Source organism: Phaeobacter cretensis, assembly GCF_047372505.1.
Classification (GTDB): Bacteria; Pseudomonadota; Alphaproteobacteria; order Rhodobacterales; family Rhodobacteraceae; genus Phaeobacter; species Phaeobacter cretensis.
Genome location: NZ_JBKBEU010000001.1, coordinates 3,279,046 through 3,298,483, shown reverse-complemented (window position 1 = coordinate 3,298,483; position 19,438 = coordinate 3,279,046). Strand labels below are relative to the sequence as shown.

Here is a 19,438-nt window from a genome sequence, read left to right as displayed (position 1 = left end):
ATGCAGGTGTGGCAGGGGACAGCATGCGCACAGTGGCGGTGACATGTGTGAAGAATGAGGGCGCTTTCCTGCTGGAATGGATCGCCCATCACAAAGCCGTAGGCTTTAGCGATATTCTGATCCTGTCCAATGATTGTCATGATGGCACTGACCGCATGCTCGACCGGTTGGATGAGTTGGGCCACATCACCCATCTGCGCAACGATGGCCCCTATGACCACGGCGGCATCCAGTTTACCGGCTTGAAGAAGGCCGACAAACACCGGATCGTGCGCAAGGCAGATTGGGTTATGGCGCTGGATGTCGATGAATTTGTGAACATTCACACAGGTGAAGGCAGACTGACAGATCTTCATGCGGCCTTGCCGGAAGCGGATGCGATCACCCTGACCTGGCGGCTATTCGGCAACGCCGAGACGGTACGCTATCAGGATCAGCCCGTCAGCGAACAGTTCACCCGCTGCGCTCCAGAGGTTATTCATTGGCCATGGCGAGCGGCGATGTTCAAAACGCTGTATAGAAATGATGGCACCTATCGCAAACTGGGCGTCCACCGCCCACGCAGCCCTCAGGAAGAGGCCGATCTGGACCAGTTTCGCTGGTTCGACGGATCAGGGCGGGAGCTGGAACGTGGGTTTAAGACGCAGCGGGTCTTTTCCGACTACGGCCAGCCGAATTTTGGCTTGTTGCAACTGAACCACTACCCGCTTGGCGCGATGGAGAGCTATGTCCTAAAAGCCGACCGGGGCCGCATCAATCGGCAAGCCGAGCTGGGCATGGATTATTGGGTTGAGCGCAATTTTAACACCGATGAAGACACCAGCATCGCCCGCTATGGCCCAGCGCGAGACGCCATTGCTGATCTTCTACGCGAGGATGCAAAACTGGTTCGGCTGCACGACCGCGCGGTGCAGTGGCGTCACGATCGTTTTCGCGAGCTTATGCAACAGGATGCCTATCGCACACTGTTTTCAAGACTGTTGATGACGCCGCCGTCGCGGCTGATAAGCCCCGGTACCGCGCGCACGCTAACGGGGTTTGCCACGCTCGGCCGCCATAGCGTGCGAGAGGTCAGCAGCAGGCCGGATTCTCAGGAAAACTGAGGCTACGGCAAACCTGAACCGTCACTCTGCGTAGCCCGCTCTGCACCAGAACGGCCGGCAAACCGGCCTTACAATTTCCAATTTTGGCCTTATTTCGTCCCTAGATATTGCTAAGCAGAAACCCGTCCGAATAAAGGCGGGACAAGAGGACGAAGCGATGCAACAGGATACATTGGACACGCTGGACGAGGACCTGTCCGGGCTTAAGCCCGCGCAGTGGCAGGCTCGTATGGCCGCACTCTCGGAAGAGAATGGCATGTATCAACCTCTGGGCAATCGTCACTTTGCCAGCTTCATTGATCAAGGCAACACGCTGCTGGTCAGCTTTGAGACCATCCAAGGCATTCACAACCTTTCCGACGTGGCCCAGCCGCTGGGCTTTGATCTGGTGAAAAACCTCGGTTGGTCACATCTGTGCATTATCTCCAATGGGGATACTTGGTTCCGCAATGAGCGGATCTACGGCTTTTTTGATCAGCTGGTGGACGACGGCTTTTTTGACGAATTCGACAAAGTGGTGTTCTACGGTGCTGGTCCTTGCGGCTATGCCGCTGCAGCGTTTTCGGTGGCTGCCCCTGGCGCGACTGTGGTTGCTGTGCAGCCCCAGGCCACACTGGATCCGCGACTGGCGAATTGGGATGACCGTTTTCCTGAGATGCGGCGCCTTGATTTCACCGATCGCTATGGCTTTGCACCCGATATGATGGACGCCGCCAAACAGGGTTTCGTCATCTATGACCCCAGCGAGCGGCTGGATTCGATGCATGCCGCCATGTTCGCGCGCAAAAATGTAACGCGGCTGCGCACACCCAATCTGGGAGACACCGTCCAGACGCGGCTGATTGAGATGGAGATTTTGTACAATATCATCGCACTTGCCGGCACTGATAAGCTTACAGAACAGCAATTTAACAAGCTCTACCGCGCACGCCGCACCAACGGTCCCTATCTGCGCAAGTTGATGGCCCGGCTGGATCAGGATGATCGCCCCTATTTGATGGTATTGCTGTGCCGCAATGTCTCCGGCAGGTTGCGTGCACCACGGTTCCGTCGCCGCCTAGAGGCGCTCAAGAAAAGCGCCGCAGAGGGCCATATTAAACTGCCCCCTGAACGCTAGAACACGGCGCTGTCGCATACGAAACGAGAGTTTGTACCGGATCGTCTCGGCTAAGCTGACGGCTCACCGCAACACACCAATGCATGGCGCACGACGCCATCTTGACAGCATCCCGTCGCTTCCCCTGCGCGCGACCGTGTGCTAGGCGGGCGCCATGACCGTTCAGCTTACAATCCCCCGCCCCGATGACTGGCATCTGCATCTGCGTGACGGCGCAATGCTGAGGGCCGTCCTGCCCGAAACTGCCCGTGATTTTGCCCGTGCCATCATCATGCCGAACCTCGTGCCGCCAGTGGTGACCGGTGATCAGGCGAGCGCCTACCGCGACCGCATTCTGGCCGCCCTGCCCGACGGGACGACATTCGAACCGCTGATGACGCTCTACCTAACTGAGGACACAGATCCGGCAGATGTGGCAGCGGCCCATGCCAGTGGTCTGGTGAAGGCGGTCAAGCTATACCCCGCGGGGGCGACCACCAATTCTGCGTCCGGTGTCAGCGATTTCAACAAAGTGCGCCCGGTGCTTGAGAAAATGGCTGAAATTGGCCTGCCGCTTTGCACCCATGGCGAGGTTACCGATAGTGATATCGATATCTTTGACCGCGAGGCGGTATTCATCGACCAGGTTCTGGACCCAATCCGCAAGGCGACCCCCGGCCTGCGCGTGGTGATGGAGCATATCACCACCAAAGATGCCGCCGCCTATGTCACTAGCCAGGATAGCGATCTGGGCGCGACAATCACCACGCATCATCTGATCATCAACCGCAACCACATGCTGGTTGGCGGGATCAGGCCGCACTATTATTGCCTGCCGGTCGCCAAACGCGAGGAGCACCGTCTCGCACTGCGCGCAGCGGCCACCTCAGGCGACAAGCGGTTTTTCCTCGGTACGGATTCCGCCCCACACACCGACCCGAACAAGCTCAACACCTGCGGCTGTGCCGGTTGTTTCACCGCGCCCAACACAATGCCCCTACTGGCACATGTGTTCGACGAAAATGACGCGCTGGAAAAGCTGGCCGGGTTTGCCTCCGAAAACGGCCCCGCGTTTTATCGCCTGCCGGTCAACACCGATACGATGACCTTGGCCAAACAGGACACAGCCGTAAGTTTCCCAGACAAGATTGACACCCCCGACGGCCCCGTCACCGTGTTTGATCCGGGCTTTGATGTGTTCTGGAAAGTCACCTGACCCGTCTTCTGGATAGACTACCCTCGCCGCAGACCTGTGCCCCCGGCGTCCTGCGCCGACCAAAAGGATAATAACATGATCCCCTCCGCCTACCCGTCCAAGGAAGAAATCGCCCGCCTTTCCGCCCGCATGCTGCTGGAAATCGGCGCGGTGAACTTCAACACCGAGACCCCTTACACTCTGGCCTCCGGCCTGCCCTCCCCCAGCTATATCGACTGCCGCAAGCTGATATCCTTTCCGCGGATCCGCTCTACGCTGATGGATTTCATGACCGTGACGGTGATGCGCAACGCCGGTTTTGAGGCTTTTGACAATATCGCCGGTGGCGAAACGGCTGGCATCCCCTTTGCCGCACTGGTGGCTGAACGGATGGCCTTGCCGATGACCTATGTCCGTAAAAAGCCCAAAGGCTACGGCAAGAACGCCCGCATCGAAGGTGCGATGAGCGAGGGCGAACGGGTGCTTTTGGTGGAAGACCTGACCACTGACGGCGGGTCCAAGCTCTCCTTTGTTGATGCGATCCGTGAAACAGGGGCAAGCTGTGGCCATACGGCAGTGATCTTTTACTACGACATCTTCCCTGAAACCGAGAAAACGCTCGGTGATCATGGGGTTGATCTACACTATCTTTGCACCTGGTGGGATGTGCTGGCCGAGGCCCGTGCGCAAGGCGCGTTCTCAAGCGAGACACTTGATGAAGTTGAACGCTTCCTGAAAGACCCGCGTGCCTGGCAAGAGGCGCATAAATCCGCCTGATAGCGAAGCACATAAACAAGAGATACGGGGCAGCCTGTGGACAAGGCTGCCCCTTCGAATCGCCTATGCCCCTCAGGAAGGGGCAGATATAGACAACTATCCAGCACGCACCTCATGATGTAGACTACGCCTACCGTCGGCCAGCTTTTGTGACATTGGCACACAGGTCGGCTTGCGGATATCCACAGGCTGTTCACAGATCATCCACAGAGTTTTCCAGATAGCCAAACCGGGGGCCACGCCGGTATAACGCAGGGCCAGAGACGAGAGCAGCAATGAACGATATCACGCCATTTGACCCCAACTTACCCGCCGCACCGAAGCCTGATGGCGAGGGATCCGGGGACGACGCCACCATTCTCCCTCACTCAGTTGAGGCGGAACAGCAGCTGCTTGGCGCGATCCTGACCAACAACGATGTCTACGACCGGATTGCTTCGATCATCACGTCTGCACATTTCTACGACCCGGTACATGCCCGCATCTACGAGATCGCCGCAGCGCGGATTTCGAAAAATGCGCTGGCTTCGCCGGTGACGCTAAAAGCGTTCATGGAGGACGACGAAGGTCTGAAAGAACTGGGGGGACCGGCCTATCTCGCGAAACTCGCAGGGGCATCAATCTCGGCGTTTGCCGTTCGTGACTATGCGCAGATGATCTATGATCTGGCGATCCGGCGTGAGCTGATCGCACTGGGACGTAGCATTGCCGACAAGGCACGCCGCGTCGATGTTGCCTCGGAACCCAAAGAGCAGATCGTCGAAGCCGAACAGTCGCTTTACAAACTTGCCGAGCAAGGCCAGACCGAAAGCGGGTTCAAATCGTTCCTCAAGGCCGTCACCGAAGCCGTCAACGTCACCAATGAAGCCTATCAACGTGGCGGCGGCATGGCCGGAATTTCCACCGGATTGGCAGATCTCGACAAACAGCTCGGCGGCCTGCACCCGTCTGACCTGTTGATCCTGGCGGGACGTCCGTCGATGGGGAAAACCTCACTCGCGACCAACATCGCCTTTAACGTTGCCAAAGCTTATAAACGCGGCCAAAAACCCGATGGCACCGAGGGTGCCGTGGATGGCGGCGTTGTCGGTTTCTTCTCGCTCGAGATGTCGGCCGAACAGCTGGCCGGGCGTATTCTGGCAGAAGCATCCGAGATTTCGTCGCATAAGATCCGTCAGGGCGACATGACCGAGGAAGAATTCCGCCGTTTTGTCCAAGCCGCCAAAGACCTGGAAAGCTGCCCCCTGTTCATTGATGACACGCCCGCCCTGCCGATCTCGCAGCTGGCTGCGCGCGCACGTCGCCTGAAACGGACCCACGGGCTGGACCTGCTGGTGATCGACTACCTGCAGCTGTGTCGGGGTATGGCGGAAAACCGGGTCAATGAAATCGCCGAGATTTCCATGGGTATGAAGGCCATTGCCAAAGAACTACAGATCCCGGTGGTTGCGCTGTCTCAGCTGTCGCGTCAGGTGGAAAACCGTGAGGACAAACGTCCGCAGCTGTCGGATCTTCGGGAATCCGGCTCGATCGAACAGGATGCGGATGTTGTGATGTTCGTGTTCCGCGAAGAATACTATAAGGAACGCGAAAAACCCGGCGATCACGAGCTGGATAAGATGGAAGAGTGGAAACAGGCCATGGAGCGCCTGCATGCCAAAGCCGAAGTTATCGTCGGCAAACAACGACACGGGCCTATCGGCACGGTAGAGCTGGCGTTCGAGGCACAGTTCACGCGCTTCGGCAATCTCGCCAAAGCCTGGCAGCAGGATCACGCGCCAGAGTATTAACCAAAACCTATCTGACACTATTATGACGCGCGGCTTGTTATATTGAGGCCGCGCGTTTTCTTTTGCTCAACGCAGCCCTAACCGGCCTAAATTGCTCAAGATCCCAGTTCACGCTGTTGCCTTCTGCGCAACCGAAGCCCGACGACCCGCACACTCCCCCAAGGCGAGCCCGCCCAAAACCCGCCCATCCCGCGCCAAGATACCGGTGTGATGCGGTTTCCCCCTTGACCCCTGTGCCCTCCATGTCATGAACACCTCATGACGACTGCTAAACTGACACTCAATCTGGATGCACTGGTGACCAACTGGCGCAACCTCGATGCGCTGACCAATTGCGAAACCGCCGCAGTGGTCAAAGCCAATGGCTATGGGCTGGACGCCGGCCGCGTTGGCAAGGCATTGGCCAATGCAGGCGCGCGCAATTTCTTTGTAGCCATGGCTGAAGAAGGCGTAGCCCTGCGTCGCGCAATCGGCCCCGGCCCCGGCATTTCCGTCTTTGCTGGCCATATGGAAGGCGACGCCAAACTGCTGCGCGACTTCCAACTGACGCCGATGCTGAACTCACTGGATCAGATGCTGCGCCATTTTGAGAGCCTGCCCGGCCATCACTTTGGCGTGCAGTTGGACAGCGGCATGAACCGCCTTGGTATGGAAGCCGCCGAATGGGCCGCCGTGCGCGATATCGCTCTCAGTCAGGGGCCGGTTTTGATTATGTCGCATCTGGCCTGTTCGGATGAGCCAGGCCACCCGATGAATGACCAGCAATTGCAGTCCTTCCTCGACATGACCGCAGGATTGGAGCTGCCCCGCTCGCTTGCCGCGACCGGTGGATTGCTTCTTGGACGCAACTACCATTTTGACCTGTGCCGCCCCGGCATTGGCCTCTACGGTGGTCAGCCCTATGGCGATGCGCTGCCCGTGGTCCAATTGGATCTGCCAGTGATCCAGATCCGCTCTTTGGATGTGGGGGAAACCGTTGGTTATGGCAACAGCTGGATTGCGCAACGCCCAAGTCGGATTGCAACTGTCGCCGCAGGCTATGCCGACGGGCTGCATCGCGCGCTTGGCAATGGGCAAATCCATGTCTACGCCGGCGACACGCCATGCCCCTTTGCGGGTCGTGTTTCGATGGACCTGATCACCGTGGACATCACCGATCTCAACGAAGAGCCCAGCCATCTGAGCCTCCTCAATGAGCGCCAAACCGTGGATACGCTTGCGGAAGCGGCAGGGACCATCGGCTATGAGATCCTAACCTCTCTCGGCAGTCGCTACGCACGGAGCTATACCGGATGAGCACCTCATCGCGCCTTTCTCCCCTCAGCCTGATTGCCCGGCTGGGGCAACTGGTACTTGCTGGCCTCGGCGCTGTCGGGCGGGTGACGCTCTTTGGTCTTTCTACCTTTAGCCATATGCTCCGGCCACCTTTTTACCCCCGCGAGTTGCTGAATGCGCTGCTACAAGTGGGCTGGCTGTCGCTGCCGGTGGTCGGGCTGACCGCGATTTTCACCGGGGCAGCACTTGCGCTGCAAATCTATGCCGGTGGTGCGCGTTTCAATGCCGAGGCCGTGGTGCCACAAATCGTTGCCATCGGCATGGTGCGCGAGCTTGGCCCTGTGTTGGTCGGTCTGATGATCGCGGCGCGGGTCACATCGTCGATTGCGGCAGAAATCGCTACCATGAAAGTAACCGAGCAGATTGACGCTCTGGTTACGCTCTCGACACATCCGATGAAATATCTGGTTGCACCGCGTGTACTTGCGGCGCTGATCACGGTTCCGGTGCTGGTGGGGGTTGGCGATATTATCGGCATCATGGGCGGCTACACCGTGGCAACACAAAACCTTGGCTTTAACCCGGCGGCCTATCTGAAAAACACGGTCGATTTCCTTGAACTGCGCGATATCGTGTCCAGCCTCGTAAAAGGGGCAGCATTTGGCGTTATCGCCGCCACCATGGGTTGCTACTACGGCATGCAGTCGGGCCGCGGCGCACAAGGTGTTGGCCGCGCCACCAAAGGCTCGGTTGAAGCCGCCGCAGTGCTGATACTGGCTGCCAACTTTGTCCTGACAGGGGTGTTCTTCTCGCTATGATCCAGATGCAAGACGTCCATAAGGCCTTTGGTGACAATAGAGTTCTGCAAGGCATGACGCTGGAGATCCCCAAGGGCACCTCTATGGTGATCATTGGCGGGTCTGGCACCGGGAAATCGGTGGCTCTGAAATCCGTACTGGGGTTGATCACACCTGATAAAGGCGACATTCTGGTCGATGGCAAACCCGCTGCCAGTGGGGACCGCGATGCCTTTCTGGCGCGGTTTGGCATGCTGTTTCAGGGGGGTGCGCTTTTTGACTCACTGCCCGTCTGGCAGAATGTCGCGTTTCGCCTGCTACGTGGCACTCTCAAACGACCTGTTGAAGAAGCCCGTGAAATCGCCATCGACAAGCTGCGCCGCGTTGGCCTGAAGGCCGATGTCGCCGACCGCCTGCCTGCCGAACTCTCCGGCGGGATGCAGAAACGTGTAGGCCTTGCCCGTGCGATTGCTGCCGAGCCCGAGATCATCTTTTTCGACGAACCGACAACTGGTCTTGATCCGATCATGTCTGGCGTGATCAACGATCTGATCCGCGAAATCGTGGTGGAGATGGGAGCCACGGCAATGACCATCACCCACGACATGTCCTCGGTCCGTGCGATTGCCGACAATGTCGCGATGCTCCATGCGGGCGTGATCCAATGGACTGGCCCTGTAGGCGAGATGGACCAATCGGGTGATCCCTATCTGGAGCAATTCATCCACGGCCGCGCCGAGGGGCCGATCGAGGCGGTCCGCTAAGCAAGCAGACGATAATAGAAACGAACGCCGCTGCCTAGTTGGAGGCGTTCTGACAGAAGCGTTAGGCCCACAAAGATGTAATCCACCTAGCTTTCCCCCTTCCCTCAAGGGGCCGCAGGGCACACATCATGGCGAAACAATAGACAAAGAGCCGCTATGACAGTCCGCATCCTCACCCTCTCGCTCCTGATCCTCTACCCTGTTGCGTGGTTTGCGCCTCTTATGCGCGCCGGGCTGTTGCCGATTTTTGGCCTCAGCGAGATATCGGTGATCACTGGTTTGCAAAGTCTTTGGGGCAGTGATGTCATACTGGCCCTGACCGTCACCATTTTTGCAATCTTTGCGCCCTACCTAAAGACCATCGGGCTGGCGCTGGTGCAATGGAATCTTCTGGATAGGCGCACGCAGCCAGTGCTGCATGTGTTGGGCAAGCTGGCGATGGCGGATGTGTTTCTGATCGCACTCTATATCACGCTGGCCAAGGGGATCGGGTATGCCACGATTGAAACGGCCTGGGGGCTATACCTTTTCACCGGGTGTATTCTGGCATCTTTGGTGCTGGGACTGCTGACCCAGCGCCAGACTGCACCGTGACGCAATTGGGCCTAACGCCAATAGAAACGTACCGGCTTGCACCTCCACTCTGAGCAATCGGAAGACTTGAACAAACCGGAAACATCTGCCACAGCTTGCCAATGGCAAAAACAACATTCTCGTGCTCTGCCTGCGGAGCATCCTTCTCGAAATGGTCCGGGCGCTGCGACAGCTGTGGCGAGTGGAATTCCATCACCGAAGACAAGGGCCTGTCCAAGGGTGGACCTGCGTCGAAATCCCTTGGGATGCGGCGGGGCAAGACAATCCCGCTGAGCGATCTGGCAACCGAAGAGGCACCACCGCCCCGCACCTGCTGCGGCGTCGGTGAATTGGACAGAGTGCTGGGCGGAGGATTGGTGCCTGCTTCGGCTATCCTTGTGGGCGGCGATCCAGGGATCGGCAAATCAACACTGCTGTTACAGGCGGCTGCCCAGTTTGCGCGTTCGGGCCTTAAGACAATTTATGTAAGCGGCGAGGAGGCGAGCGCACAGGTGCGTATGCGTGCACAGCGATTGGGACTGGCCGAAGCGCCGGTGAAGCTGGCAGCAGAGACCAACCTGCGCGATATCCTGACGACGCTGGAAGCGGAAAAGCCGCAGCTGGCCATTATCGACTCCATCCAGACCATGTGGGCTGATCACGTGGACAGCGCACCAGGATCTGTCAGTCAGGTTCGCGCTGCTGCACACGAGCTGACAACCTTCGCCAAAACAAACGGTATTTCCGTCATCATGGTGGGCCATGTCACCAAGGAAGGCCAAATCGCCGGACCAAGGGTGGTGGAGCATATGGTCGATACGGTTCTCTATTTCGAGGGCGAGCGCGGCCATCAATTCCGTATTCTGCGGGCGGTAAAGAACCGCTTTGGTCCTGCGGATGAGATTGGTGTTTTTGAGATGACCGGTGGCGGCTTGAGCGAAGTCAGAAACCCCTCTGCACTGTTCCTGTCCGAGCGCGGCACACCATCGCCGGGCTCCGTGGTGTTTTCCGGCATCGAAGGCACCCGCCCGGTGCTGGTCGAAATGCAGGCGCTGGTCGCACCCTCGCCCCATTCGCAGCCACGCCGGGCCGTGGTAGGTTGGGACAGTTCGCGACTTGCCATGATTCTGGCAGTACTGGAAGCACGCTGTGGCATTCCGTTTGCAGGCTTGGATGTCTATCTGAACGTCGCAGGCGGTATGAAAATCTCGGAACCTGCGGCCGACCTCGCAGTAGCCGCGGCGCTGCTCAGTGCCCGGGAAGACACCGCCCTACCCGCAGATACGGTCGTATTCGGAGAAATATCGCTCTCCGGCGCCCTGCGACCGGCCCCTCAGACCGAAAACCGGTTGAAAGAAGCGCAAAAACTTGGTTTCACGGCAGCGATAGCTCCAAGTGGTGGCAAATCCGTCGCGGTCTCAGGACTTGCTGTACGGCAGGCCTCAGATCTCGCTGGTTTTGTTGGCGAATACTTCGGAGCTGGCTAAAGTCGCAAGAATTCTAATCGCAGGTTAACGGGCGAGGGACATGGAAGGTTTCACCATTATCGACGGGGTTGTGGCCCTAGTCATTGTTTTATCAGCGTTGCTGGCCTATTCGCGCGGTTTCGTGCGAGAGGCGATGGCTATCGCTGGTTGGATCGCAGCAGCCATCTTGGCCTTTCTGTTTGCGCCGCAGGTCGAGCCGCTGATGGCGGAAATCCCGGTCATAGGAGAGTTCATCGCAGACAGCTGTGAATTGTCGATCATCGCCGCCTTTGCGGCGGTTTTCGCACTGGCGCTTATTGTGGTGTCCTTCTTCACGCCGCTGTTTTCATCGCTGGTACAGCGGTCTGCACTCGGCGGGCTGGATCAGGGCATCGGTTTCTTCTTTGGGGTGCTGCGCGGCATCCTCTTGGTCGCAATTGCCTTCTTCCTCTACAATGTCGTGATGACCGGCCAGAGCTTTACCATTGTGGATGAGAGCCGTTCTGCTGTGGTGTTTGAGCGGATGATCGGCAAGATTGAAGACCGCAACCCTGAGCAGGCACTTGGCTGGGTTACCTCGCAGTATGAAAGCCTGATCGGCTCCTGCTCGAAGTAATCATAAGGATGCGCCGCAGTATGTGGCGGCGCTGATCACCTTATTGGGACACACCAAATTGACTAAAACAGGGCGCCTTTGGGCGCCCTAAGTCTGTCTACAGTATTTGTCAGGCATTACTAACTCCTCACCTACCGCATCCTCTCGTCCTTTATTCTATAAGACTGGCGGGCTACGTGTTTTTTAGATCCCTAAAAGACAGTGAGATTTGAAATGAAATCGATTCTGAAATTACTTAGCCTACTACTATTAGGGCTGCTCGCATATTTGGCGTTTTGGCCTGTTGCCGTTAGCCCAGTTGCTTGGAACGCGCCCAAAAACTCTGGGTATTCCGGAAAATTCCAACCCAATGACCGCCTCAGTGAACTTGAGTTTGTTGATCTGGACGGTCGTACCGGCCCAGAGGATGCAGATGTCGGTCCAGATGGTCTTATCTATCTCGCCATGCATGGCGGGGAGATCCTGCGTATCGGTCAAGAGGGTGTCATTGAAACCTTTGCCGCAACAAACGGACGCCCGTTGGGGATTGAGTTTGGTAATGATGGTACACTCTTCGTGGCAGATGCTTACCTTGGGCTGCTGTCGATTGACCAAGATGGCCAGGTAACGCTGCTCGCGAATGAGACCGAGCAGGGCAGCCCCATTCTATATGCCAACGATCTGGATGTGGCAGCCGACGGGACGATCTACTTTTCAGACGCGTCCACCCGATTTGGTGCCGAAGAGAGCGGCGGGACTTTGGCCGCGTCGATTTTGGATCTGGTTGAACATTCCGCCAATGCACGTGTCCTAAAATATGCCCCCTCTTCGAGGACCACAACGGTGTTTGCAGACGGGCTGACATTCGCGAATGGCATTGCGATCGATGAAACGAACGAGGCACTACTTGTTGCCGAGACCGGTGAGTATCGCGTTTGGCAATTTCCTTTGGCGGGTGGCCCTGGGAAAGTAATTCTACAAGATATTCCCGGCTTTCCCGACAACTTGAACCATGCGTCAGACGGGACGTACTGGCTCGGTGTTGTCAGCCCCCGCAACCTGATTATGGACAAGCTGTCAGGGTCACCATTCTTTAGGCGGGTCGTGATGCGGTTGCCCGAAGCATTGAAACCGGCACCGACTCGCTACGGATTTATCCTCCGCTTTAATGCTCAGGGTGACGTGGTAGAGACCTTGCAAGATCCCAGTGGTGAATTTGCTTTGACGACTGGCGCTATCTCTCTTGCGAATGGCCAGATTGCCGTAACATCACTAACAGAACCACGGCTTGGATTGCTAAAGTGATCTAGCGGGCCCGGTGTAGCACGTAGTCCTATTTTGCCCATAGCCTTTGATCTTGATATCAAAGGCTATGAGCCGTGATAGCGGAGCCCGAGATAATCCAGTGCGATAGACTGCAGCTTCTAAAGTCACGCTAAGGCCAGTTTGGTTGCTATGAGCACCGTGGTGACAGCGGATAACAGGAAGCAGCAACGGCGAACAAAGGCCAGAGGTCTTGTCCAATTACCACATTCGGGACAATCGAACCGTTTACCTTTCCTAACATCAAAAAGTCGCATTAATGCTTTATTAACCAATTAGAATCGCAGTTATCCACAGTTAAACTTCACCTCAAACAGCCTAAATCAGGGCGCGGGACGCCGATAAAAGTTAACAAATACTGCTATTCGAGAGGTTTTTGGGCAACAATTTCGCGAATGAGGCAGGATTAAAGGCCGAAAACCCTGCTGTTGTCCCAATCGGCCCGATCCTTGCCCCATTTCCGTCCAATTTCGAAGCGCACATTGGTGTCAACAAGACGCCGGACAGAACGTCAGGCACATCGCTCAGAAGGACGACATCATGCTGCTGGATCACTCGACATCGTTTGCTGACTGTCAGCCCGTTGGTCTTTTGATGGATTTCCCAGCAGCCGTGGCCCCTGCATCCTCCGGCCGGGCACGTCCCCGCCCACGTACTGGCGGCCTACTGCCCAACGCGATGCTGGAGACGGATCGTGGCTTTGTTCAGGCCCGCAACGTAAAGCCAGGCGACAAAGTCTACACTCTGGACGGCGGTGCTCAGGAGGTAATGGCTGTGAAGCACGCCGTGCCACGCCTGACATCATTGGTACATGTGCCAGCCGGTGCACTGGGGAATGACGTAGACCTGATGCTGCCTGCGGACCAAAAAGTGGGCTTGGAGCTCGCGGCTGTGGAACGGCTGTTTGATGTCCCAACCGCGATGACCAAAGTTGTTTCGCTAATCGGACACAAGGGAATCTCCGCCGCTATGCCGGAAAAACTCGCACGCATTTACCTGTCTTTTGCAGAAGAAGAGATGATCTGGGCCGAATGCGGCATGCTAGTGCATGTCGCCTGCGAAAACGGCACTGAGTTTGAAGCCGATGGCGCCTTTCGCGAACTGTCACTGGCAGAGGCCCGTCAGATCCTTGCCAGTGAAGATGGCCGTGCCCTGTCCGATGCGGGCAAAGACGAAGACGATAGCCGCGATAATGACAGCGAAGACGTGCTGTCGGCCTTTGATATGCTGCGCGGTCTGCTGGCGGCCTAATCGAGCGGACATTGCAGACTGGGTAACTGCGATCACCACGCGCCCTACCTTGCCTGTGCACCACCCGCGTCTCAACCAAGCCAAACAGTCCGTCGGCCTGCGTGATTTCACAGGTCTTTTTGTTTCTGGACGATTTAGATTTGCGACCAGACTGCGGTTTTTTAATCCAACTGTCGTGAAACCGTGATCCTTTGGTGACATGCGCGAGCGGACCCTCTATGTGAGGGGCATCCTGACAACCGGATTCGGAGCCACACCGCCTTGCCGATGCCGCAGATGCCCCCCGCCCACCCGTTTGACGATGACAAGCTGCGCGAAGAATGCGGCATCTTTGGCGTCGTCGGCGTCCAAGATGCCTCCAACTTCGTCGCCCTTGGATTACATGCCCTGCAACACCGGGGACAGGAGGCCGGCGGTATTGTCACCCACGACTCTGTCGAAGGTTTCCAGAGTGCCCGTCGTTTTGGTTATGTCCGCGACAACTTTACCTCGCAGGACGTCATGTCCACACTGCCCGGCCCGATTGGAATCGGCCATGTGCGCTACTCGACAGCTGGATCCAAAGGGCAGACCGCGATCCGCGATGTGCAGCCTTTCTTTGGTGAGTTCGCTATGGGCGGCGCTGCAATTGCCCACAATGGCAATATCACCAACGCCGACGCGCTGCGTAAGGAACTGATTGAGCGCGGCTCAATCTTCCAAAGCTCCTCCGACAGCGAATGCATTATTCACCTGATGGCCAGGTCCTTGCAACGCAACATCCCCGAACGGATGGAAGACGCATTGCGCCGGGTAGAGGGTGCATTCTCCGTTGTTGCGATGACCCGTACCAAACTGATCGGTGTGCGAGACCCGCTGGGTGTGCGCCCGCTGGTGCTGGGCAAGATCGGTGATGGCTACGCGCTCAGCTCCGAGACCTGTGCACTGGATATCATCGGTGCTGAATTCCTACGCGAGATCGCACCGGGTGAAATGGTGGTGATTACCGAAAAGGGCATCGAGAGCCATTTTCCCTTCCGTCCACAGTCGCCCAAATTCTGCATCTTTGAGCATGTCTATTTCTCCCGTCCTGATTCGATTCTCGGCGGGCGTTCTGTTTATGAGACCCGCGAAGCAATCGGCCGCGAACTGGCGAAGGAAAATCCGATCGAAGCAGATCTGGTATGTCCTGTACCTGACAGTGGGACGCCGGCAGCCATCGGGTATTCGCTGCAATCGGGCATTCCCTATGCGATGGGGATCATCCGCAACCAATACATGGGACGGACATTTATCGAGCCCACGGAGCAGATCCGAAATATGGGTGTCCGCCTGAAGCTGAACGTGAACCGCGCGCTGATCCAAGGTAAGCGGGTCATTCTGGTGGATGACTCGGTTGTACGGGGCACAACTTCGCGCAAAATCAAAGAGATGATACTGGATGCCGGTGCAAAAGAGGTGCATTTCCGCATTGCCTCTCCGCCCACTGCATGGCCCTGTTTTTACGGCGTAGACACGCCCGAACGGGACAAGCTTCTGGCGGCTACCATGACCGAAGACCAGATGGCCAAACATCTTGCTGTCGACAGTTTGAAGTTCATCTCTCTGGACGGCCTATATCGCGCCGTTGGACAGGAAAAAGGCCGCGACAACGCCTGCCCACAGTATTGCGATGCCTGCTTCTCGGGCGAATACCCTGTTGTTCCCTCGGATATGGTGGATCGAGGGTTTGAAATGAAGCCCGCAGCAGAGTAAGAGCGCAGCCGACATCAGTTCGACTCATGAGGCGCTGGTCATCGGATCGGCGCCTCTAGCCGTTTTGCGACGGCTATATCCTTGACCACCGAAAGGCCGACCTTTGGATCCACATCTCGCCCGCATGCTCAGCTCTCAGCGCAAGTGTCGCTGTTGCGGCGCGACCTTTGCCCAGCTGCTGAGCCTCAGCTGCGATCGGCCGGACGCCTGTTCTGAAGACATGTTCGTGCATGACAATGCCGCGATCTCGACGCAATCTGGCGATGTGCTGACGGATGATTTTTGCCGTCTAGGAAAATTGCGGTTCGTTCGCGCCGTTCTGGCGGTGCCGATTGCCGATACAAGTGGAGAAGAGTTTATCCTCGGCACCTGGGCACGGCTCAGCCAGGACGATTTTGACGCTTATCTTGACCGGTTCGAGATGCAGGAAACCGAGGATCTTGGCAGCATAAGGGCGTGGCTGGCAAACGCCATCCCACCAGATGGCAGCGAGTCCGTCGAGGCGATGCTGCATATGCGCCCGGAAGGGCAATACCCGGAATTGCAGATCTCGGAGCCTGATCATCCGCTCCACAACCTGCAGATGGTTGGTGCTCAGCTAGAAGAGATTTTGGGCCTGCTTTACGCCTATGGGCACGATATGCCCTCTCTGATCTACGATGCCTGAACGGCAGGCATCGCATTTCGCACACGCTATGATTAAACGCAATCTCCTGCCTTTTGACTTCAAATTTCAAGGGCCTGTGTGCAATAGCACAGGGCTGACCTTGTTGATGCGCAAGGGTTCGCGCAGAGCTTTGGCGCACACCGGCATGGCTTTGCCGGTGCATTGCGCGCCTCTGTTCGCCGGAAGTGGCACCTGATAGCCCACCGCAAATTCATATCGATCCCCCAAAAGAAAGACACTGTTCCCAGAATGGCCAATCGTGAAAGCGGCACAACGCCTGCGAATGTCGCAGGTCATGCCACCCAGAAAGATGCGCTACGCCGTAACCACCTCAGCCTGCTGGGCCTGTTTGGTGTCAAGAACAACCTGAGCGCCATGATGCGGATGCCAAGTGGCCGCACCAAGGTCGTGACCCGTGGCAGTCGGCTGTCGGGTGGCCAAGTCATTGCCATCGATGCCGACGGCGTGATCCTGCAAAAAAACGGAAAAGCGTCGCGTATCGAAATGCCGGGCAGCTGATCGGAATAGCAGCGTAACCGAGGACATGTGCGGCTTTGGCCCCTTGACCCGCGCCGCATCGCGCCGCAAAAGGCGCACATGACACAGAAACTTGCTCTCATCACCGGGGCCTCTCGAGGCCTGGGCGCGGCTCTTGCAGAAGCCCTCGCGCCAACGCATCACATTGTTGCCGTGGCGCGCACCACAGGCGCGCTGGAAGAGCTAGACGACCGGATCAAGGCCGTAGGCGGATCCGCCACACTCGCCCCCATGGACATCACAGTACCTGAGGCCATGGCGACACTGTGCCGGGGCATATATGATCGCTGGGGCCATCTCGACCTCTGGCTGCACACCGCAATCCACGCGGCACCACTCAGCCCCGCACAGTTTGTTGCGCCCAAGGATTGGCAGAAGTCCATGGCCATCAACGCCACGGCGACCTCCGTACTGATCCCCTATGTCGCGCCGTTGCTTGGCCAGACAGGCCAGGCCGTATTCTTTGATGACCCCCGCGCCAGCGAAAAGTTCTTCGGTGCTTACGGAGCCACAAAAGCGGCGCAGATGTCGCTTGCCAACAGCTGGCAGGCCGAAACAGCTAAAACGGGGCCTATCGTGCAGGTCCTGGCACCTAGTCCAATGGCAACGGCCGTGCGTGCGCGGTTCTTTCCGGGTGAAGACCGGGATGTTCTTGCCACCCCACAGAGCGAGGCCGCACGGCTGCTGCCCCAGATCCTGACCGACAAGACCTAACACCCAACCAGATAGATCCGCGAAAAACCGCCGACTGGTGCCTTGTAGCGGCTCCGGTTACATTCGCTCTCCGGATGGCACGAAAAACCTGTGGCCTCTGTGCCTCAGGCATCGCCACGTCGAGACTTGCCCGAGGTCACGATGGGGAAAAGCTTGCCCCCTTTTGCCCCACATCTTATTCAGGTCGCAGGTGAGGATCGGCGTATTCACGCCAGAAACAATGCCTGCCAATGCCAGACGAGAGGCCAAGCTCATGCGAATTCTGATCACCAATGATGATGGCATCAGCGCCCCCGGTCTGGCAGTTCTGGAACAGATCGCCCAAGATGTGGCTGGCCCGGATGGCGAGGTCTGGACTGTTGCCCCCGCGTTTGAGCAATCAGGTGTTGGCCATTGCATCAGCTACACCCGCCCGTTCATGTTGAGCCAACTGGGTGAACGCCGCTTTGCCGCCGAAGGTTCCCCCGCCGATTGTGTTCTGGCGGGGTTGCACGTGGTGATGAAAGATCACCAACCCGATCTGGTTCTATCCGGCGTAAACCGGGGCAATAACTCAGCCGAAAACGCGCTGTATTCCGGAACACTTGGCGGTGCGATGGAAGCAGCGTTACAGGGTATACCCTCCATGGGACTATCGCAGTATTTCGGGCCCGAAAATGCGCAGTCGGAGAACCCGTTTGAAGCGGCTGCCATCCACGGGGCCGATCTCGTTCGGGACATTCTGGCAACCCAGGCTAAAGACGATGCTGATTACCGATTGTTTTATAACATAAACTTCCCACCCGTAGCCGCTGCAGACGTCAAAGGGCGACGAATTGCACCGCAAGGCTTTCGGCGCGGCAGCCATTTCTCTGCAGAGGAGCAGACCTCTCCCAATGGTCGGCGCTATCTTTGGATCCGTGGCGGCAACCAGCATATCGCCACCGCGGAGGGCAGCGACGCCGCGCAAAATCTTGCGGGCTATATCTCAGTCACGCCAATGCGGGCAGACCTGACAGCAAACGATGCGCTGGAGCGCCTGAAGGGCATTGAATGACAGGCCCCACGGCTGAAACCAAGATGCAGTTTCTCTTCGCCTTGCGATCGCGCGGGGTGACGGACGCGCAAGTTCTGGACGCGATGGAACAAGTGGATCGCGGCCCTTTTGTCCGAGGCCTATTTTCCGCGCGAGCCTATGAAGACATGCCTTTGCCAATTGCTTGTGGTCAGACGATTTCGCAGCCCTCTGTCGTCGGTTTGATGACACAGGCTTTGCAGATCTCACCTCGCGACACAGTTCTGGAGGTCGGTACTGGATCGGGCTATCAGGCCGCAATTCTCAGCAAGCTGGCGCGCCGCGTCTATACCGTGGATCGCCATGCACGGCTTGTACGTGAGGCGCGCCAGATCTTTGATCAACTGCACCTGTCCAACTTAACTTCCTTGGTTGGAGATGGCAGCCACGGCCTGCCCGAACAGGCCCCGTTTGATCGAATCATTGTGACCGCAGCCGCCGAGGATCCGCCCGGACCTCTCTTGGCGCAGCTCAAGACAGGGGGTATTATGGTTGTGCCCGTGGGGCAGTCCGACACTGTACAGACCCTGATCCGTGTTCAAAAAACCGTCAGTGGGCTAGAATACGACGAATTGCGCCCGGTGCGTTTTGTTCCCCTGCTTGAGGGGATCGGCAAAGACACGTAAAGGAAAGGGCAAGATCCGCCCACCCAATGGCCAGGAGAGATCCAAGCCGAACCACGTGGCTGACCGACTGACTATGGCAAACCCCAGGGATAATGGGGGCC

General features: G+C 57.5%; 19 protein-coding genes. All 19 read left to right on the top strand.

Annotation, left to right across the window (positions count from 1 at the left end):
- The first annotated feature begins 23 nt into the window (after window positions 1-23).
- The gene (locus tag ACEWZM_RS15640; protein WP_414007319.1) at window positions 24-1,103 is read left to right on the top strand and encodes a glycosyltransferase family 2 protein; all 1,080 of its coding nucleotides are present in this window, start codon (window positions 24-26) and stop codon (window positions 1,101-1,103) included.
- A gap of 157 nt (window positions 1,104-1,260) precedes the next feature.
- Window positions 1,261-2,220: a phosphoadenosine phosphosulfate reductase gene (locus ACEWZM_RS20880; protein ID WP_462047585.1), complete on the top strand. Its 960-nt coding sequence runs from the start codon at window positions 1,261-1,263 to the stop codon at window positions 2,218-2,220.
- A 154-nt stretch (window positions 2,221-2,374) separates the two neighbouring features.
- Window positions 2,375-3,415 carry a dihydroorotase gene (gene pyrC, locus ACEWZM_RS15630; RefSeq protein WP_414007318.1) on the top strand — a complete coding sequence of 347 codons (1,041 nt, stop codon included), beginning with the start codon at window positions 2,375-2,377 and terminating at the stop codon, window positions 3,413-3,415.
- A gap of 75 nt (window positions 3,416-3,490) precedes the next feature.
- Window positions 3,491-4,171 (top strand): orotate phosphoribosyltransferase, encoded by a 681-nt coding sequence (locus tag ACEWZM_RS15625; RefSeq protein ID WP_414007317.1) that lies wholly within the window; start codon window positions 3,491-3,493, stop codon window positions 4,169-4,171.
- Window positions 4,172-4,446: 275 nt separating this feature from the next.
- Window positions 4,447-5,961, top strand: a complete 1,515-nt coding sequence (locus ACEWZM_RS15620) for a replicative DNA helicase (protein ID WP_414007316.1) — start codon at window positions 4,447-4,449, stop codon at window positions 5,959-5,961.
- A gap of 258 nt (window positions 5,962-6,219) precedes the next feature.
- Complete coding sequence (alr, locus tag ACEWZM_RS15615) at window positions 6,220-7,257, top strand: alanine racemase (RefSeq protein WP_414007315.1); 1,038 nt, start codon at window positions 6,220-6,222, stop codon at window positions 7,255-7,257.
- Entirely contained in the window at window positions 7,254-8,054 is an 801-nt protein-coding gene (locus ACEWZM_RS15610; RefSeq protein ID WP_414007314.1) for an MlaE family ABC transporter permease, read from the top strand. The genes alr and ACEWZM_RS15610 overlap by 4 nt, the downstream gene beginning before the upstream one ends.
- Window positions 8,051-8,797 (top strand): ABC transporter ATP-binding protein, encoded by a 747-nt coding sequence (locus ACEWZM_RS15605; RefSeq protein ID WP_414007313.1) that lies wholly within the window; start codon window positions 8,051-8,053, stop codon window positions 8,795-8,797. Before ACEWZM_RS15610 ends, ACEWZM_RS15605 begins: the two co-directional genes overlap by 4 nt.
- Before the next feature lie 156 nt (window positions 8,798-8,953).
- Window positions 8,954-9,391: a paraquat-inducible protein A gene (locus ACEWZM_RS15600; RefSeq protein WP_414007312.1), complete on the top strand. Its 438-nt coding sequence runs from the start codon at window positions 8,954-8,956 to the stop codon at window positions 9,389-9,391.
- Window positions 9,392-9,492: 101 nt separating this feature from the next.
- Window positions 9,493-10,857, top strand: coding sequence for a DNA repair protein RadA (gene radA / locus ACEWZM_RS15595; protein ID WP_414007311.1), 1,365 nt, complete (start codon window positions 9,493-9,495; stop codon window positions 10,855-10,857).
- A 40-nt stretch (window positions 10,858-10,897) separates the two neighbouring features.
- Window positions 10,898-11,452 (top strand): CvpA family protein, encoded by a 555-nt coding sequence (locus ACEWZM_RS15590; protein WP_414007310.1) that lies wholly within the window; start codon window positions 10,898-10,900, stop codon window positions 11,450-11,452.
- A 213-nt stretch (window positions 11,453-11,665) separates the two neighbouring features.
- Window positions 11,666-12,736, top strand: coding sequence for an SMP-30/gluconolactonase/LRE family protein (locus ACEWZM_RS15585; RefSeq protein WP_414007309.1), 1,071 nt, complete (start codon window positions 11,666-11,668; stop codon window positions 12,734-12,736).
- 558 nt (window positions 12,737-13,294) lie between these two features.
- A complete protein-coding gene (locus ACEWZM_RS15580) occupies window positions 13,295-14,005 on the top strand; it encodes a Hint domain-containing protein (protein ID WP_414007308.1) in 711 nt (236 codons plus the stop codon).
- Window positions 14,006-14,281: 276 nt separating this feature from the next.
- A complete protein-coding gene (gene purF, locus ACEWZM_RS15575) occupies window positions 14,282-15,739 on the top strand; it encodes an amidophosphoribosyltransferase (RefSeq protein ID WP_414007307.1) in 1,458 nt (485 codons plus the stop codon).
- A 124-nt stretch (window positions 15,740-15,863) separates the two neighbouring features.
- The gene (locus tag ACEWZM_RS15570; protein WP_414008054.1) at window positions 15,864-16,406 is read left to right on the top strand and encodes a DUF2199 domain-containing protein; all 543 of its coding nucleotides are present in this window, start codon (window positions 15,864-15,866) and stop codon (window positions 16,404-16,406) included.
- Between the two features lie 249 nt (window positions 16,407-16,655).
- Complete coding sequence (locus tag ACEWZM_RS15565; protein WP_414007306.1) at window positions 16,656-16,925, top strand: hypothetical protein; 270 nt, start codon at window positions 16,656-16,658, stop codon at window positions 16,923-16,925.
- Between the two features lie 78 nt (window positions 16,926-17,003).
- On the top strand, window positions 17,004-17,657 hold the full coding sequence (locus tag ACEWZM_RS15560; RefSeq protein WP_414007305.1) for an SDR family NAD(P)-dependent oxidoreductase: 654 nt from the start codon (window positions 17,004-17,006) through the stop codon (window positions 17,655-17,657).
- A gap of 253 nt (window positions 17,658-17,910) precedes the next feature.
- Entirely contained in the window at window positions 17,911-18,693 is a 783-nt protein-coding gene (gene surE / locus ACEWZM_RS15555; protein WP_414007304.1) for a 5'/3'-nucleotidase SurE, read from the top strand.
- Window positions 18,690-19,337 carry a protein-L-isoaspartate(D-aspartate) O-methyltransferase gene (locus ACEWZM_RS15550; RefSeq protein WP_414007303.1) on the top strand — a complete coding sequence of 216 codons (648 nt, stop codon included), beginning with the start codon at window positions 18,690-18,692 and terminating at the stop codon, window positions 19,335-19,337. Before surE ends, ACEWZM_RS15550 begins: the two co-directional genes overlap by 4 nt.
- Window positions 19,338-19,438: the final 101 nt, after the last annotated feature.

Coding starts and splice junctions, on each gene's coding strand:
- ACEWZM_RS15640 (WP_414007319.1), top strand. CDS start 24: ATGCGCACAGTGGCGGTGACATGTGTGAAGAATGAGGGCGCTTTCCTG.
- ACEWZM_RS20880 (WP_462047585.1), top strand. CDS start 1,261: ATGCAACAGGATACATTGGACACGCTGGACGAGGACCTGTCCGGGCTT.
- pyrC (WP_414007318.1), top strand. CDS start 2,375: ATGACCGTTCAGCTTACAATCCCCCGCCCCGATGACTGGCATCTGCAT.
- ACEWZM_RS15625 (WP_414007317.1), top strand. CDS start 3,491: ATGATCCCCTCCGCCTACCCGTCCAAGGAAGAAATCGCCCGCCTTTCC.
- ACEWZM_RS15620 (WP_414007316.1), top strand. CDS start 4,447: ATGAACGATATCACGCCATTTGACCCCAACTTACCCGCCGCACCGAAG.
- alr (WP_414007315.1), top strand. CDS start 6,220: ATGACGACTGCTAAACTGACACTCAATCTGGATGCACTGGTGACCAAC.
- ACEWZM_RS15610 (WP_414007314.1), top strand. CDS start 7,254: ATGAGCACCTCATCGCGCCTTTCTCCCCTCAGCCTGATTGCCCGGCTG.
- ACEWZM_RS15605 (WP_414007313.1), top strand. CDS start 8,051: ATGATCCAGATGCAAGACGTCCATAAGGCCTTTGGTGACAATAGAGTT.
- ACEWZM_RS15600 (WP_414007312.1), top strand. CDS start 8,954: ATGACAGTCCGCATCCTCACCCTCTCGCTCCTGATCCTCTACCCTGTT.
- radA (WP_414007311.1), top strand. CDS start 9,493: ATGGCAAAAACAACATTCTCGTGCTCTGCCTGCGGAGCATCCTTCTCG.
- ACEWZM_RS15590 (WP_414007310.1), top strand. CDS start 10,898: ATGGAAGGTTTCACCATTATCGACGGGGTTGTGGCCCTAGTCATTGTT.
- ACEWZM_RS15585 (WP_414007309.1), top strand. CDS start 11,666: ATGAAATCGATTCTGAAATTACTTAGCCTACTACTATTAGGGCTGCTC.
- ACEWZM_RS15580 (WP_414007308.1), top strand. CDS start 13,295: ATGCTGCTGGATCACTCGACATCGTTTGCTGACTGTCAGCCCGTTGGT.
- purF (WP_414007307.1), top strand. CDS start 14,282: ATGCCCCCCGCCCACCCGTTTGACGATGACAAGCTGCGCGAAGAATGC.
- ACEWZM_RS15570 (WP_414008054.1), top strand. CDS start 15,864: ATGCTCAGCTCTCAGCGCAAGTGTCGCTGTTGCGGCGCGACCTTTGCC.
- ACEWZM_RS15565 (WP_414007306.1), top strand. CDS start 16,656: ATGGCCAATCGTGAAAGCGGCACAACGCCTGCGAATGTCGCAGGTCAT.
- ACEWZM_RS15560 (WP_414007305.1), top strand. CDS start 17,004: ATGACACAGAAACTTGCTCTCATCACCGGGGCCTCTCGAGGCCTGGGC.
- surE (WP_414007304.1), top strand. CDS start 17,911: ATGCGAATTCTGATCACCAATGATGATGGCATCAGCGCCCCCGGTCTG.
- ACEWZM_RS15550 (WP_414007303.1), top strand. CDS start 18,690: ATGACAGGCCCCACGGCTGAAACCAAGATGCAGTTTCTCTTCGCCTTG.